The following is a 15,890-nucleotide window of genomic DNA, read 5'->3' as shown; positions in this document are numbered from 1 at the left end:
GAGTCTAGATTATGCGCTCTTCTCCTCTTGACCCTTTTGGGCTCGGTTGATCCGCTTAGGGATATCGCCCGTGCGGTTAATGAATGTTGGGGCAGTGCCTTCATCAATACTTTCCTTAGTGACAATGACTTTGGCAACATCGGTACGGCTTGGAACGTCGTACATGACCGTAAGAAGTACCGACTCCATGATTGCCCGCAGTCCGCGGGCGCCGGTGCCTCGCTTGAGGGCGAGTTTGGCGATCGCTTCGAGAGCCTCCGGGGTAAATTCAAGTGCAACATCATCTAGTTCGAAGAGACGCACATACTGCTTGACCAGTGCATTCTTCGGCTCAGTCAAAATCTGCATGAGCGCGGATTTGTCAAGTTTTTCAACACTGGTAACAATCGGCAGTCGGCCGATAAATTCTGGGATCATTCCAAACTTAAGGAGATCCTCCGGCATAACGTCGGCGAAGATGTCCTGGCGATCGCGATCGGCTTCGGTCTGCAAGACGGCATTGAAACCGACCCCTGCGGCACCCTTACGACCCTCGATGATCTTTTCAAGTCCCGAGAACGCGCCGCCAACGATGAAGAGGACGTTGGTGGTATCGATCTGAATGAATTCTTGATGTGGGTGCTTTCGTCCCCCTTGAGGAGGAACAGATGCGACCGTTCCTTCCAAAATCTTAAGTAACGCCTGCTGGACACCTTCGCCAGAAACATCACGGGTGATCGAAGGATTTTCTGCCTTGCGAGCGACCTTGTCGATTTCATCAATGTAGATGATTCCGGTTTCGGCTTTCTTCACATCATAATCAGCGGCTTGTATAAGTTTGAGGAGAATGTTCTCAACATCCTCACCTACGTAGCCAGCTTCGGTAAGAGCGGTCGCATCAGCAATTGCGAAGGGCACATTAAGCATCCGCGCAAGAGTCTGGGCAAGCAGTGTCTTTCCGCATCCGGTTGGACCTAGGAGGAGAATATTGCTCTTGGATAATTCGACTGAGTCTTCGCGTTTTGTATCACCACTTTGAACTCGCTTGTAATGGTTGTAAACGGCGACAGAGAGAGATTTCTTTGCGCGATCTTGACCGATGACATACTGATCAAGGAAGTCATAAATTTCCAAAGGCTTTGGGAGATCCTGCAGACCGAGCGTGTTGGCTTCGGATAATTCTTCAACAATGATTTCATTACAAAGGTCTATGCACTCATCGCAGATGTAGACGCCAGGTCCGGCAATGAGTTTCTTTACCTGCTTCTGGGTCTTGCCGCAGAAAGAACACTTAAGCAGATCGCTGGTCTCACCGATACGGGTCATGACACTCCTCTATGCCCACAAACAGGGAAGTTGGGCACGAGCCAAGGGTAGGTTCAGGAGGGCTGAGTTCGCTTGCTGATTATGCCTTTAACTGTTCGCCCTGAGAAGAATCTGACTTTTTTGGGGTGTGAAGATCGATTACTCCTGGGACGAGGAGAACAAGACCGCAGACCAGCAAGTGGAAAACAATCGCCCCGATAAGAAAGGGTCTCTCCCCAAAGACGTGAGTCACTGGACCCACCAGGGCCATTCCCAGGGGCATAAGTCCGACCGATCCCATGTAATCCACGCTAAAAACCCGACCCTGCAATTCTTGTGGAATCTCCCGCTGAATCGCCGAACTCCAATACGCCTCCCAGGGTCCAATCGAGATACCCGCAATCAAGTAACCCACAATCACGAAAGTCTTCGACTCTGGAAATGCCAGTACGAGCGGTGCAAATGCGAAAAATCCCCAGATAACGACAGCGATCAATCCAGGATGTTTAGCTTTGTAACGCATCGCGATGAGAGCAGAGATCGAACCACCAATGCTGAACATCGCGGCGGCAACAGCGAAAACAGTATTGGTATGAAACTCGCGCCGTGTAATGACGGGCAAGAGAACATTCTCGCTTGCAAGTACGACCATCAGTTGCAACGTAGACATCGCAATGCACGCAGCGACCCAGGGCGTATCCCAAACAGTCTTGAGTCCTTCACGTAAATCAGTAAGGAAGGTGGGTTGAACATCAACCACGGTCCGTGGTTTTTCGTCGATCCTAAAGAGCAATACAGTTCCAATAACGAAGAAGGCCGCCGTCACGGCGAATGTCATGCGACCCCCAATAACTGCGACAGAGAATCCGCCAATGCCAGGTCCAACAACTTGGGCGATACGAACTCCGAGACTACGCAAAACATTTCCCGCAGGAAGTTTTTCCGATGGCAGAATGCTCGGAAGAATCGCACCAGATGCGGGGAAACCAAAAGCCTCGCCCGCGCCCATTGCAAAAACGAGTGCAGCAAGTGCCCAGGGCGGAACATCGGGAGTCGATATGAAAACCAGACCAATCATGAGAGCGGCGCGATAAAGATCCGCGCCAATCATCACGAACTTACGTGGCAGACGATCTGCCCACACTCCACCAACTGGCGCAAGAATGACGGAGGACAAAACTCGTGATGCCAAAATTAATCCAAGTGTCGTTGTGGTTCCGCCGGCATCAAGAACCGTGACCGCAAGTGCAATAGGAAAAGCGGATGCACCTATCGTCACGAATAAATTAGATAGCCAGAGATTTCTATAGCCCGCGTAGGAAAATATGCTTCCAGGCGTGATTAAAGCCACAAAAAATTACCCCTACCTCAGAAAAATCGGAAACGCTAAGTGTGGCGGTAGTCACGTGTTAATAGCAAGGACATGACTAGACATACCGGATGTAAACGTTTCCTTATAAATAACGATTGCATAACCTTTATAGCGATTAAATCGCTAATTAGTGAGTGGGCTTTGCCTTACGGCTAGCCAGTACTTGATCGATCAACCCGTATTCGACCGCTTCACTCGCCGTGAGAATCTTGTCACGCTCGATATCTAGAGCGATCTGCTCTGCCGAACGAGTGGAATGGCGAACGATCAATTCCTCAAGCAGAACGCGCATCCGCATGACTTCGCGCGCCTGAATCTCGATATCGGACGCTTGTCCCCCACCTTCGCTAGAAGGTTGGTGAATCAAAATTCGCGAGTGCTCAAGGGCCATTCGCTTGCCTTTGGATCCCCCTGCGAGCAGAACTGCCGCAGCAGATGCTGCTTGACCGAGACAGATGGTCATAATGTCGGGGCGTACGAACTGCATGGTGTCGTATATCGCCGTTAGCGCAGTGAATGATCCTCCGGGTGAGTTGATGTAGATCATGATGTCGCGATCAGGATCCATTGACTCAAGAGTCAGAAGCTGCGCCATGACATCGTTTGCGACCGTGTCATCAATTGCTTGGCCTAGAAAGATGATGCGCTCTTCAAAAAGCTTTGTATACGGGTCAAGGCGCTTGTAACCGTAACTCGTGCGCTCTTCAATGGTAGGAAGAACATAACGGTTGGTGATTTCGTTGACTCGATCAAATTGACTCATCATGCGGTGCCTCCACGACCCGAAACTTGTACAGCGGAACGAACAACGTGATCAACAAATCCGTATTCCTTCGCTTCTTCTGCATTAAACCAACGATCACGATCCGAATCTGCGGTGATTGTCTCCAGGCTCTGGCCAGTGTGGAAGGCAATCAACTCGGCCATCTTCCTTTTGGTAAAACCAATTTGTTCGGCCTGAATCTTGATATCGGTTGCTGTTCCGCCAATGCCACTTGAAGGTTGATGCATCATGATGCGCGCATGTGGTGTCGCGTAGCGCTTTCCGGCGGCGCCTGCACAGAGCAAGAATTGACCCATCGATGCAGCGAGACCCATTCCTACTGTGGCGACGTCATTATTGACATATTGCATGGTGTCGTAGATCGCCATACCGGCGGTGACAGAACCACCAGGTGAGTTGATGTAGAGGTAGATGTCTTTCTCTGGATCTTCGGCAGCAAGGAGAAGGATCTGTGCGCAGATGGCGTTGGCCATGGAATCTTCTACAACAGAGCCAAGGAAAATAATGCGCTCCTTGAGCAAACGGTTATAGACCTGGTCATCGAGGCCACCCGAGCCTGATTGAGGGGCGCGAGCAATAATCTCCGCCGCTGGCAAATGGGTGCTAATTAAATCCACGGACATCCTCCTTGTTGAATCTTCCTGTAATGACCCTAACCACATGGATGAGCAAATACTTCCCGATTCCACCTTTTGAGCGTGCTTGTTCGCTTATAGCGGAGTGGTGACTCCCCTGATTACTCAGATTCTGGTGCGTTAGATTCCGTGGCGTCGGCTAGTGGGCGCATCGCCTCTAAGTCGACAGCATTTCCAGAAGCATCAATCACCAATACGCGGCTCAAAACAGTGGCAAGGGCTTTCGCACGACCGACCTCGGCAACGAGTTGGCTGATTTGACCAGCCTTGGAGAGTTCTTGAGCGAATTGCTCAGGGGCCATTCCATAGCGTTGGGAAGCGCGGACTAAGTACTCCGTCAATTCAATCTCAGTTACCTCTACGGCTTCAGCTTTAACGACTGCGTCCAACAAGAAGTCAGACTTGAGTGAAGAAATAACTTGCTCCGTAACTTCGGCACGATGGGCTTCGTCTTCCGTGCGGCTTTCGCTCTGGAGATGATCGTTTACTTCAGCAGTTACAAATTCTTCCGGAACTGGAATCTCGATCTCAGCGAGCAACTTCTCAACGAGACGATCGCGTGCTTGTGCACCTTGTTCCATCTTCTTGACTTTGGCTAAGCGCTCTGCAAAATCTGCGCGTAATTGCGCCAAGGTATCGAACTCGCTTGCGAGCGCAGCGAAGGCATCATCCAGAGGTGGGAGTTCGCGCTCTTTTACCGTCTGCACAGTGACTTCAACTTCTCCCTTTTCGCCCTCTTCTTGGCCCACGAGTTGTGTTTCAAAAACTTTTCCATCCCCAGCTTTGACACCTACGAGAGCTTCGTCGAGTCCGTCAATCATTCGATTGGAGCCGACTTCATAGGACATTCCGGATGCAGATCCGCCTTCAACTTCTTCGCCACCGATGCGAGCAACAAGATCAATGGTTACGAAATCGCCAACCGCTGCAGAACGCTCCACAGTGTTGAGTGTTCCAAAACGAGTGCGAAGTGACTCAACTTGCTCATCAATATCAGCATCTGTTACTTCAACATCATCGACGTTAATTGTTATTGTTGAAAAATCTGGCAATTTAATCTCTGGACGAACGTTGACTTCGACGGTGAATGACAACTTCTCTTTGTCAACGAATTCCTTGATATCAACCTCTGGCCGACCAAGCGTCAGCACTTCGTGCTCGCGGGCGGCTTGTGAGTAGAAGTCGGGAAGAGCCATGTTGATGGCCTCATCCAAGACAGTTCCACGACCCACGCGCTGATCAATCATGGCTGGCGGGACTTTGCCCTTACGAAAGCCAGGAACATTGACCTGGGATGAAATCTTCTTGTAAGCCTCTGTGACATGACCCGATAGTTCATCAAAGGTCAGATCGATCGTGAGTCTTACACGGGTAGGAGATAGGGCCTCGACCGTGCTTTTCACGTGGAACTCCTTGCTTTCGCCAAGTATGGGTGAATGGACCGAAATTTCTGGTCGGGGCGGAGAGATTCGAACTCTCGGTCTCCTGCTCCCAAAGCAGGCGCGCTAGCCACTACGCTACGCCCCGTGGCGTAAGTGGGAAGTCTAGAGGAGAAAATGACCTCCGCTTACCGTTATCGTTATCCCCTGAACGGGAGCCAACCAGGCTTCTGGACAATTATGCGGGTGTAGCTCAATGGTAGAGCCCCAGCCTTCCAAGCTGGCCATGCCGGTTCGATCCCGGTCACCCGCTCCACTCTTTCAAGTTGGCGCTCGCTCAAATGTAAAATTTGTTTGATGAATCTAACGGCTCTAGGGCTTGTAATTAGTTAACGTAAGAAATCAAAACTTTCGCTTGAATTTTCTGGCGTAGATATGACAATCCAGAGCCCTTAAATGCCAAACCCAATTTCAGAATAAGCACCTAAGACTGACCGCATTACACAAGCCAACCATGATACTTGTGGAAGTGTATCATAATTGATACAGTTTCGGCCTGTAGAGCAAGAGAGAGGCTCACTATGAGGACTAAGCAAAGTGTGTTCTGGGATGACTTGGCAAAGGATCTGGAGGATCCCGAATACCTTCGCACATTCCTTTTAGAGTCACTTCGAATTTCTACAGTCGACGCCCTGATTAACCAACTAGATGAGGCCAGACTTGAAAAGGGCATTACGAAGGCTGAAATAGCCCGGAAACTTGGATCCGAAGCTTCAAACGTTAGGCGTTTTTTCGCAAAAGGACCGATAAATCCCACGTTAAGTACTTTGACGGAAGTGGCCGCAGCCTTGGGGATGCGCGTCACACTAGAACCATTGTCTCCTGAGCAACGCGCACAGATTTCAAAAGTACTCTCGCATGAAATTATCTCTGCTAGAAAAATCTCAACATCCAAAGAGATCAAGAAGACTAACCAAAAAGATGAAACTCAAGCTCTCTCGATCTAGTTAGGCAGTCGATCGGGGATTTCGTTTCAAATACTCGTCTCCAAGAATCCTAACTTTTGCATAATCCGAAGAATTGAAAGTAGTTCGAAATCTCTTCTTCATTCCCGTCACTACGACCAGTAGCGGTTCGGACTCGCCAATAGCGTCATAATCGATAAGACAAAATAATCGGAAATGAGTCCGGCTTGGTGGGCCATCCACCCGCACCTCAAACCAGCCATTCATATCACCGCTCATTGCCTCCCAAGCACCACCACCAGCAAACTTCTTTGGGGGTGCTTTCGCGACGGCAATAAGAATGTTCTGGAGCTTGATTCGAACGTTAGGCGGACATTCATTGCTCAAAAAATCTCTAGCTGGCATGTGGCAATCAGGGTCGTCATCTTTGTGTCGTTCAAAGTAGGCAATTTCGTGAATGTCTTCAGAAGAGCGCTTGGTGCGGTGTTCAATTTCTTCATGGCTGACCATTCGCTTCTTTTTGAGACCACGCTTCGGTCGCGGATCAGGTGTCATAACGCTTAAATCCATCGATTCCAAGATTTAACTTAATGAGAAATCCGAATTGTTTCCATTCATACATCACGTCTATTTGGCACCTGCCTTGAATTGATTCAAAGCTTTCAGCACTTTCATTGTCGCCATACAAGGCCATCGCCGCACCGATTTCGATGAGAACATGCTGGTTCAAGATTCCGTGTTCATTTCCACCTTCATCCTGCATTTTTTCTTCCGGTTGCGCTCCACCGGTCCCGCCACAATGTGAGTTTCATCCTCTTAGTTGCCGCCAACGGCACGCCCATTTGCTCGAGAACGTTGTGAGCAATTTTTTCGGCTGGGATGGGCGAACCATCATATTTCTCAAGAAATTCCTTTTCAGTCAGAGCCACAAGGGCTGCCTCGCGAAGCGCGGACTCATTGTCCTCTTCTGCCACTGGAGCAATAATTCTTCTCCCCAAAACGCCTATTCCAACGAGATGCGCGGAACGTCACTTTGGCTAACGTAATTACTCTCCGTGACACACCGGTTCAAATACCTAGACACCGCGATATCGATGAGTCGGCAGCAAAAGCGATCATGAAACACTTAGAGAAAGAGTTAGGTGCGAAATGGTGGAGCAGATGATTAAGACCGCATACAGAGCAATTATTCAGAAATCTGGTACCGGTTATTTTCATAATTCATTTTAGTTTCTCAGGGCCATTCAAAGGCTCTTCCCCGATCTTCCACACATTTTTTTCTAAAAAAGCTTCAATCGTCTGTCGAGTAGCCTTGTTGATGAGGTTTGAGTGCGAAATCTTATTGCTCTTTCCATACTCGGCAAGAGTGATAATCTTCTTTCCTTCCAAATATGCCAGCCGTTTATGATAACTATTCGTCAATGCTCTGCCGACGATCTCTTCCATAATAGAAGTTTCTCCTTGCTCATCGAATTCTTTGAACGCATCGTAATATTTTTTTCTATCAACAAATTTAATGTTGATCGGCACAAAACCTTCCCGTATGAGCAAGTAATTATTAAGTACGCGCCCAATGCGGCCGTTACCGTCTACAAATGGATGCGTATATTCAAACGCAAGATGCAACCTTGCAATACGCTTGATAACACTCTCGTAACTGCTGGCATTATATTCTGCGAGCATTTTTTCAAGTCGTTCCAAGATTTCCTTTGGCGCGGGAGCAATGTGGCTCCCCACGCGGACATATTCATCGCCAACTCTAAATCTTCCGGCGATATCGTCGCGAATATTGGAGATGAGCATTTTGTGAAGCGATAGTATGCCGTCGAGCGTCAACTCTTGTTCTTTGGCTCTCTTGTCTATGTAGGACACTACTCGCGCAAGATTTTTCGCTTCAAATATTTCTCGTTCGCTGATAAATCGGTCAAGATCAATCTGAAGAAGTATTTTCTCCGTCTCTTCAAGGGACAGCGTGCTGTTCTCAATAGCGTTTGAGTTATATACCTGCTCGGCGACCTCAGATTCAGAGATAAGTCTGATCAGGGCATCTTTGCCGATAGCTGCCTTGTAATATCTTTCTCTTAAGGCGTTGATTTTATTAAAAACAGCCAGTTTCTTTGCCATATGCAATGAGCATAGTTCTTTTCACGGTTTTGTCAACATAATCGTGAAAATCCATGGAAAAACACCATTTTTCACGGTTTTGGCATGATTTACTCTCCAACTTTCCCAGCGCGATTCAGGTGACAGTTTCACAAGCGGTTTGAGTGCGCCAATTCCAATTCAGCGACATTGATCCTTCTCGTTTTTCCATCGCAACGTCTTGTCCGCATGATTTTCTAGACTACTTATTTCTGTCAGGTAGCGCACCTCTAATTGCGCAATGAAACGCGTTGACCTCCTTAGGATGATCTCTCAGGCCGCCTCAGACGTTGGATTACGTGGGTAATGACTCGCGAGGGTGGCAACCACTCCATATTCACTCTCCGTGACACCCAGGTACAAATTCCTAGACACCGCGACATCGATGAGTTGACAGCCAAGTCGATCATGAAACACTTAGAGAAAGAGTTAGGTGCGAAATGGTGGAGCAGATGATTAAGACCACATACAGAGCACTCGTTCAGAAATCTGGCGCGTATTGGGCAATATCAGTTCCTGAAATTAGCGGGCTCTACAGTCAAGCTCTCTCTCGAGATACCGTCGAAGAAATGACTCGCGAGGCAATTGCCTTCTGGTTTGAAGCCGATCCGCAATCCTTTGATATTGAATACGAATTCATCGACGAAGCATAAAAGAGAAGAAGTCCATTTAGGAGTCCCGCATCCTCAAATCTTTACTCGGATCATTGGGGGCACAGCACCCATCATCCATTTTCACCTTGCCGGTGAGTCCGGCATAGGCCAGAACGCCAATAAATGCGACAACTACGGCTCCGATTATGTAGCGGATCACTTATCGCTCCTTTCGGGTGGCGGGTACAAATCCATAGTACTCCACGAATGGGTGAGAGTCCTTTTGAATTGAATCTATGCAGTTAGTTGACTTGACCGACTTGCTGAAAAATCGCTTGGCCGGATATTGACATGCTGTCAACACCTGAAGTGACGCCGGCACCGTCTGTGACACTCACTTTCAGCCAGGTATCGGATGAGCCGACAACAATTGTTCCTTGAATTATGAATGTATATCGATGCACAAAGGCAGCACCGATGTAAGCACGGTTTTCAGTTATTGCGGACTCATACAAAGTGGTTGTAGCAAGTGGGCCAACTTTCATTGATAGTCCGAAGTAAGCATTTGTCACCGGAGTTACTCCATGCAAAATGATTGAGTAATGGTAAGAATTCTGCGCTGCCAAGGTTCCAAATGAAAGAGAGTCCGCGCTTGTTCCCCCCGTTGCCGTTGACAAGGTCCATGCAGGAATAGAAATGACATAAACACGCGATGGTCCTGCTGCCCCCGTTGCGCCAGTTGCACCAGTTGCACCAGCGAGGCCTATTCCGCCAGATGCTCCTGCAGAACCAGGTGCACCATTTGCTCCAGGTGATCCTTGTGCGCCCGCAGGACCCGCGGGACCCACTGTTCCATTTGCACCAGGAGAGCCTGCTGCACCCGCTGGGCCCATCGGTCCCATCGCACCACCTGCGCCAGCCGGTCCCGCCGCACCAGCGATTCCCGCCTCGCCGCGAGGTCCGATTGGTCCAGCGATCCCCTGCGGACCAATCTGACCTACGCTCGTTGAATTCTTTCCATCAACGCCGTTAGTTCCATTAGCTCCTTTTGCTCCCGGGGTTCCTTGCGGTCCTCGCAAACTAATGGGATTGAGCCAACGTGATTTACTTTTTGGACCATACAAAACAAGGGCTTTCATATCTATATAGAAGTCGCCGTTGATTCCAATCGAACTTCGTGGCGGAGTAATTCCGTTCAAAATCGTGTTAGGGACAGCTGTTGAAACTCGTCCCGCCATGAAAAGACGGACAAGTTCGCGTCGTGGTCCGGCATATGTAGGCGGAATTGTTAATGCGTTGATAAGGATGACCAGAATGAGAGTGCGTGCGAATATGTTTCTAGAGTTCCTCATGTACCGCTCTCCGGGAAGATTCACACACGGTCACCAAGTTTTAACGCAGCGTTATCAGCAAACAATCAGGAATCCCCCGACATGACTCGCTGGAAGGGTAAGGGTTGCCCTATCTGAGCGTGAACGCAGTACTCGGTGCTGGCTCTCACGCTGGAAAACTCTAACGGGGTTCTAAGGATTTCCGACCAACTTCTTCAGGATGCGGGAGTTATCTAGGGGTAGTCGATGACGAAGGGTCGTTGGCAGAAATCCTCTAGGGGACGGAAAGCAGGGTAAGAAAATGTCATCAAAAAAGAAGGTAATCACAGTCGCGATAACTAGTGCAGCACTAACGCTGGGAACTGTAGGTTTCGCTACCGCCTCACAAAATCGGAATTCAATCAAGGTCAAATCCGCCATCTCCAACTCCATCGGTTTCCCAGGTGGCATGAACGTCGGAATGCGTGGAAGTGGCTACGCAAACGATGAACTTGCAACCGTACTTAAGGGACTTGTGGCAAAGGGCACTCTGACGCAGGCACAGGTTGACGCGATCACCGCTGCGATCACCGCTGCTCGTGCCGCCAATCAAAATGACGGTGTTTCAGATCGTGCAACGCATCAGCAACTGATCGCAGACACGCTTGGTATCTCTGTTGCTACTTTGCAGACACGCTTAGCTGCCGGTGATTCACTCGCAACAATCGCAGGTGCAAAGACCAGTGCTCTCATTTCGGCTCTCGTGGCTGAAGCGACTGCAAGGATCGATGCCGCTGTCACTGCAGGGAAAATCACTGCTGCTCAGGCAGCCGATTTTAAAACCAATCTGACCGCTAACGTCACCGCGATGGTAAATCGCACTGGTGGAATGCATAGCGGAATGTATGGCGGAATGCATACTGGGATCGGTGTCGGAATAGGTATGGGCCGTGGATTCGGCGATAACGACAATGATGGTCGGAGCATGGGAATGGGAACTAGATTCTCAACTCACGGAATGGGTTTTCGTAACTAGCACTTCCAAAGCGGAATAAAGGTCAGCAAAACCCGTCACTCCTGGCAGTGGCGGGTTTTTGCTTTGCCCCGCAGGGTTCATGAGAGACTTCCGCCATGCGCATTCACATCGGTAGCGACCATGCAGGGCTTGAATTAAAAGCAATCTTGATCGACCACTTGAAAGACAGTGGCCACGAAGTCACCGATCATGGACCCTTTGAATATGACCCGATGGATGACTACCCCGTCTTCTGCATACCAGCGGCTCAAGCGACTGCAGCAGATCCTGAATCACTCGGAATCGTCCTTGGCGGTTCCGGTAATGGCGAACAAATGGCCGCAAATAAGGTCAAGGGAATTCGCGCAGCACTTGTCTGGAGCAATGAAATTGCCAAACTCGCACGCGAACATAACAACGCAAATGTCATCTCCATCGGCGGACGGATGCACTCCCCTGAGGTCTGCAAAGAACTCATCGACACCTTCATTGCGACACCTTTTAGCGGAGATGAGCGACATATGCGTCGCATTGGTCAGATCGCTGACTATGAAAACGAAGGCATCGTCTAAATTTTTTTGTAAATCAGATCCGCAACCCGATGTGCTTTGCGAATTCCTTGACCTTCAAATCTAGTGATCGGACGCCATTCCGGTCGGTCTACCTCTCCTCCAACAAATAAATTTGAATTTGCCAAGCAATCCTTTATCCACTCCGCGTAGGGATGCCAATCAGTGGCAACGTGAAATGTTCCACCTGGTTGCAATTTGGAGTGAATCAGAGAAATGAATTGCTCGTTCACGATCCGACGTTTGTGATGGCGAGTTTTGGGCCAAGGATCGGGGAAAAAGAGATGGATGCCGTCTAGGGATTCATTATCAATCATGGATCCAAGAATCAGGTGCGCATCCTCATCCATCACACGGACATTGGTTAGTCCAGATTCTTCAATCAATGCCAATAATTTCCCAATGCCTGGTTGGTGCACATCGACCGCAAGGAACCCGGTCTCCGGAAACCCTTTTGCGACTTCAATAGTCGCCTCGCCCATTCCAAATCCGATCTCGACCACGACCTTTTGGGCGGTAGGGAAGAGGGATGCGAGAGTCAACCTCTCTGGAATGAAATCAACGCCGTAAACCGCCCACAAACGCTCTCGTGCCGCCTCTTGGGCAGCGGTTATGCGAGTTCCGCGGAGCTTGAAACTCTTGATCGTCGGGGTGTCCACGACCCCAGCCTTTCATGATTGGATAGAACAACGTAATCACCGTCAACGCCTATAAGGAGTGCAACGTGCCAGGAGTCAACCTCACCCGAGCCGAAGCCAAAGAGCGCGCCAGCGTTATCAAGGTCCATAGTTATGTCATCGATCTGGATCTGACTTCGGGGACTGAAACTTTCACATCAAATGCCGTGATCAAGTTCTCTGGCTTAAAGCCTGGCTCCCCGACTTTTGTTGATGCGGTCGGTAAGAGTGTCATATCCGCGACTCTCAATGGCAAGTTGCTTGATGTTTCTGATTACGACGGAGAGTCGATCCTTATTCCTGCAGTTGCCGCTGAGAACGAATTAGTTTTGAGCGTTGAGGCAATCTATTCAAAATCCGGAGAAGGTCTACATCGCTTCGTCGACCCTGCCGATGGCGAGGTCTACCTCTACAGCCAGCACGAGACGGCGGATGCGCGACGAACATTTCCATGTTTTGACCAACCAGACCTCAAAGCCACCTTCTCAATTACAACTCTTGTCCCGGCGCACTGGGAAGTAATTTCAAATAACCCAATCGAATCGGTAACCGAGGTCGGAGACCAGAAAAAGCGCTGGGTCTTTACAACCACACCCGTGATTTCCACTTACCTGACTGCCGTAGTCGCGGGTTCGTACCACCGGGTTGATGATGTTTACGTTGGAGAGAAGACAGTTCCGCTTGGCCTCTTCTGCCGTAAGTCACTTGCTCCCCATATGGACTCGGATGAAATCTTCAAGATCACCAAGCAAGGCTTCGCCTTCTACGAGAAGGAGTTTGGCCTGGCATATCCCTTTGATAAATACGACCAACTAGCGGTCGCCGAATTCAATGCCGGCGCGATGGAGAATGTTGGTTGCGTGACTTTCGCAGAAGATTACTTCGTCTTCCGCAGCAAGGTGACCGACAAGAACTACAACTGGCGCGCCAACGTCATTCTTCACGAAATGGCACACATGTGGTTCGGCGATCTCGTCACTATGACATGGTGGGATGACCTCTGGCTCAATGAGTCATTCGCCGAGTGGGCTTCGTACTACACGCTTGAGAAGGCGACACGTTTTACCAATTCTTGGACCGTCTTCAATGCCGAAAGAAAGAACTGGGCCTACCGTCAAGACCAACTTTCATCAACGCACCCCATTGTTGTTGATATGCACGATATGGAAGCAGTACGAACCAACTTTGATGGAATTACCTATGCAAAGGGTGCATCCGTCTTGCAGCAGATGGTTTCCTACGTTGGAAAGAATGAATTCGTTGAAGGACTGCGCAAGTACTTCGCAAAGCACGCGTGGGGAAATACAACTCTCAACGATCTAGTCGTCGAGTTAGAGGCATCCAGCGGTCGCGATATGACCCCGTGGATTGCGACGTGGCTCAAGACCGCGGGAGTAAACACCTTCCGTCCTGCGTTAGAAATTTCCGGAGAGAATTACTCCTCGGTCTCTATCCTCCAGGAAGCTCCCTTGATGCCAGTGGGATCCACCGAGCTTCGTCCACACCGCATGGCTATTGGTCTGTATGACCTAAGAGATGGCGCCCTTGTTCGTCGAAGGGCCGTTGAACTTGATGTTTTCGGCGCCTCGACTTCCGTACCCGAACTTTCGGGTGAGGAGTTAGCCGACCTCGTACTCATCAATGATCAAGATCTCTCCTACGGAAAGATTCGCTTTGATGAGCGATCAGTCGAGACTCTCAAGAACCACCTCGGCGTTATCCAGGATCCCTTAAGCCGCGCGCTCTGTTGGTCGGCTGCATGGGACATGCTCCGCGATGGCGAACTTGCTGCCAGCGATTATGTCCCCATGGCGATCAACGCACTTGCTGGTGAGCCAGATGTGGCAGTAGTTGGAATGACCCTGACACAACTCGAGACCGCGGTAGAACTTTTTGCCGCAGAATCACACCGCCAAGGACTGCGCGTTCAACTCGCAAATGGCATTGAGTCACTTCTGAATAGAGCCGAAGCTGGAAGCGATCTTCAGCTTTCCTACTCCCGCGCACTTGCAAGTTCGGCAAGCACTCCCGAACAAGGTGCTCGCATTCGCAGGATGCTCAACGGTGAGGTCAAGGGCTTGGTTGTGGATGCCGATCTTCGTTGGCATTTCCTCAATGCCCTCGTGGAGCGAGGCCTCGCAACTATCGAAGATGTCGAAGCAGAACTTGCGCAGGACAACACCGCAAATGGCCTTCGTTCAGCCGCGCTAGCGCGCGCCGCTTTCCCAACGGCGGAAGCAAAAGCACGTGCATTTGAAGCTGCAACTAAAGAGAAGTTGAGTAACCACATTCAACTTTCGACCATTCGCGGATTCCAACGTCCTTCGCAGCGCGAACTCCTCGTGCCTTACGTCGAGCGCTATTTCGACATCATTCTTGAGGTTTGGAATTCAGAGACCTACGAGATGGCTTCCAATATCGTGGTTGGTCTATACCCAACATATGTTGTGGCTCAATCGACTCTGGATGCAACAGAGGCATGGCTGGCGCATATTGGTAAAGAGGCCCCTGGCGGTTTGCGACGCATCGTTTCGGAAAACCGAGATGCGATGGCTCGTGCCTTGAAAGCACAAGTTAAGGATGCGCAGGTTAAGCAGTAGCCGCTTCCACTCCAAAGGGTTCTAAGTAAGGCAGCCAACGAATCTCGGTGCGACCAGCACCTAGGACGCGCCAGGCTGCCCCAACTGGTTCACGCGGAAGGGCTTTCAAGCGCCACCCTAAATCTTTGAGATGCTTGTCGGCCTTGGCAGCGTTGCAACGATGGCAGGCAGAGACGACGTTCTCCCAGCTGTGTCCGCCGCCTCGACTTCGCGGGACCACGTGGTCAATCGAAGTTGCCGGTGCGGTGCAGTAAACGCATCGCCCACCATCGCGTGCGAAAATCGCCCGCCGTGAAAGTGGAACGCTATGCCGGTAGGGAACACGCACAAATCGATTGAGTTTGATAACGGCCGGCAGCGCCATTTGACCACTTGCGTAGTGAAATACCGACCCAGAATCTTCAATCATGGTGGCCCGTGAATTCAGGACAAGAATGAGTGCGCGTCGCTCTGGAACAACCCCTAGTGGCTCGTAGGTTGCGTTTAACACAAGAGTGCGCGACATAATCGCTCCGATCAGGCGCGTGGCTCGCGCCGATGCGCATATCTTGCCGTAAGAGAACTC

The 15,890-nt window shown here is 50.1% G+C and carries 18 protein-coding genes and 2 tRNA genes; 6 read left to right on the top strand and 14 right to left on the bottom strand.

Features of this window, described 5'->3' with window-relative positions:
- Positions 1–9 precede the first annotated feature (9 nt).
- From clpX to VMW30_03410, 6 genes are all read right to left on the bottom strand, one after another.
- Entirely contained in the window at positions 10–1,305 is a 1,296-nt protein-coding gene (clpX, locus tag VMW30_03435; GenBank protein ID HUW87411.1) for an ATP-dependent Clp protease ATP-binding subunit ClpX, read from the bottom strand.
- 79 nt (positions 1,306–1,384) lie between these two features.
- A complete protein-coding gene (locus VMW30_03430) occupies positions 1,385–2,635 on the bottom strand; it encodes an MFS transporter (protein HUW87410.1) in 1,251 nt (416 codons plus the stop codon).
- 148 nt (positions 2,636–2,783) lie between these two features.
- Complete coding sequence (locus VMW30_03425; protein HUW87409.1) at positions 2,784–3,422, bottom strand: ATP-dependent Clp protease proteolytic subunit; 639 nt, start codon at positions 3,420–3,422, stop codon at positions 2,784–2,786.
- On the bottom strand, positions 3,419–4,036 hold the full coding sequence (locus tag VMW30_03420) for an ATP-dependent Clp protease proteolytic subunit (protein HUW87408.1): 618 nt from the start codon (positions 4,034–4,036) through the stop codon (positions 3,419–3,421). Before VMW30_03420 ends, VMW30_03425 begins: the two co-directional genes overlap by 4 nt.
- 140 nt (positions 4,037–4,176) lie before the next feature.
- Complete coding sequence (gene tig, locus VMW30_03415; GenBank protein HUW87407.1) at positions 4,177–5,478, bottom strand: trigger factor; 1,302 nt, start codon at positions 5,476–5,478, stop codon at positions 4,177–4,179.
- Positions 5,479–5,526: 48 nt separating this feature from the next.
- A tRNA-Pro gene (locus VMW30_03410) sits at positions 5,527–5,602 on the bottom strand.
- Positions 5,603–5,696: 94 nt separating this feature from the next.
- Here VMW30_03410 and VMW30_03405 point away from each other — a divergent pair.
- Positions 5,697–5,770 (top strand) — tRNA-Gly (locus VMW30_03405).
- 265 nt (positions 5,771–6,035) lie between these two features.
- Positions 6,036–6,461 carry a helix-turn-helix transcriptional regulator gene (locus VMW30_03400; GenBank protein ID HUW87406.1) on the top strand — a complete coding sequence of 142 codons (426 nt, stop codon included), beginning with the start codon at positions 6,036–6,038 and terminating at the stop codon, positions 6,459–6,461.
- Here VMW30_03400 and VMW30_03395 read toward each other — a convergent pair whose 3' ends face one another.
- The 4 genes from VMW30_03395 to VMW30_03380 form a co-directional block, all read right to left on the bottom strand.
- On the bottom strand, positions 6,462–6,989 hold the full coding sequence (locus VMW30_03395; protein ID HUW87405.1) for a hypothetical protein: 528 nt from the start codon (positions 6,987–6,989) through the stop codon (positions 6,462–6,464). It abuts the gene before it with no gap.
- Positions 6,964–7,182 (bottom strand): hypothetical protein, encoded by a 219-nt coding sequence (locus tag VMW30_03390; protein HUW87404.1) that lies wholly within the window; start codon positions 7,180–7,182, stop codon positions 6,964–6,966. Before VMW30_03390 ends, VMW30_03395 begins: the two co-directional genes overlap by 26 nt.
- A complete protein-coding gene (locus VMW30_03385; protein ID HUW87403.1) occupies positions 7,172–7,393 on the bottom strand; it encodes a hypothetical protein in 222 nt (73 codons plus the stop codon). The genes VMW30_03390 and VMW30_03385 overlap by 11 nt, the downstream gene beginning before the upstream one ends.
- 247 nt (positions 7,394–7,640) lie before the next feature.
- Positions 7,641–8,543: a Fic family protein gene (locus tag VMW30_03380; protein HUW87402.1), complete on the bottom strand. Its 903-nt coding sequence runs from the start codon at positions 8,541–8,543 to the stop codon at positions 7,641–7,643.
- A gap of 470 nt (positions 8,544–9,013) precedes the next feature.
- On the opposite strand from VMW30_03380, the gene VMW30_03375 reads away from it, so the two are divergent.
- The gene (locus tag VMW30_03375; GenBank protein HUW87401.1) at positions 9,014–9,214 is read left to right on the top strand and encodes a type II toxin-antitoxin system HicB family antitoxin; all 201 of its coding nucleotides are present in this window, start codon (positions 9,014–9,016) and stop codon (positions 9,212–9,214) included.
- 16 nt (positions 9,215–9,230) lie between these two features.
- Here VMW30_03375 and VMW30_03370 read toward each other — a convergent pair whose 3' ends face one another.
- Together VMW30_03370 and VMW30_03365 are read right to left on the bottom strand one after the other, a co-directional pair.
- Positions 9,231–9,374 carry a hypothetical protein gene (locus VMW30_03370; protein ID HUW87400.1) on the bottom strand — a complete coding sequence of 48 codons (144 nt, stop codon included), beginning with the start codon at positions 9,372–9,374 and terminating at the stop codon, positions 9,231–9,233.
- 82 nt (positions 9,375–9,456) lie between these two features.
- Positions 9,457–10,506 (bottom strand): hypothetical protein, encoded by a 1,050-nt coding sequence (locus VMW30_03365; GenBank protein ID HUW87399.1) that lies wholly within the window; start codon positions 10,504–10,506, stop codon positions 9,457–9,459.
- Positions 10,507–10,786: 280 nt separating this feature from the next.
- On the opposite strand from VMW30_03365, the gene VMW30_03360 reads away from it, so the two are divergent.
- Positions 10,787–11,500 carry a hypothetical protein gene (locus VMW30_03360; GenBank protein HUW87398.1) on the top strand — a complete coding sequence of 238 codons (714 nt, stop codon included), beginning with the start codon at positions 10,787–10,789 and terminating at the stop codon, positions 11,498–11,500.
- 95 nt (positions 11,501–11,595) lie between these two features.
- Positions 11,596–12,051 (top strand): ribose-5-phosphate isomerase, encoded by a 456-nt coding sequence (locus VMW30_03355; protein HUW87397.1) that lies wholly within the window; start codon positions 11,596–11,598, stop codon positions 12,049–12,051.
- Here VMW30_03355 and trmB read toward each other — a convergent pair.
- Positions 12,048–12,707: a tRNA (guanosine(46)-N7)-methyltransferase TrmB gene (trmB, locus tag VMW30_03350; GenBank protein ID HUW87396.1), complete on the bottom strand. Its 660-nt coding sequence runs from the start codon at positions 12,705–12,707 to the stop codon at positions 12,048–12,050. The two genes, VMW30_03355 and trmB, sit on opposite strands and share 4 nt — an antisense overlap.
- Before the next feature lie 65 nt (positions 12,708–12,772).
- Here trmB and pepN point away from each other — a divergent pair, with 65 nt between their 5' ends.
- A complete protein-coding gene (gene pepN, locus VMW30_03345) occupies positions 12,773–15,325 on the top strand; it encodes an aminopeptidase N (protein ID HUW87395.1) in 2,553 nt (850 codons plus the stop codon).
- On the opposite strand, the gene VMW30_03340 is transcribed toward pepN, so the two are convergent.
- Positions 15,315–15,830, bottom strand: a complete 516-nt coding sequence (locus VMW30_03340) for an HNH endonuclease (protein HUW87394.1) — start codon at positions 15,828–15,830, stop codon at positions 15,315–15,317. The genes pepN and VMW30_03340 overlap by 11 nt on opposite strands.
- Positions 15,831–15,890 lie beyond the last annotated feature (60 nt).

It is taken from the genome of Candidatus Paceibacterota bacterium, from assembly GCA_035530615.1.
In the GTDB taxonomy this organism is placed as follows: domain Bacteria; phylum Actinomycetota; class Actinomycetes; order Nanopelagicales; family Nanopelagicaceae; genus QYPT01.
Note: the sequence above shows the minus strand (reverse complement) of the source record. Positions and strands in the feature narration are given on the sequence as shown.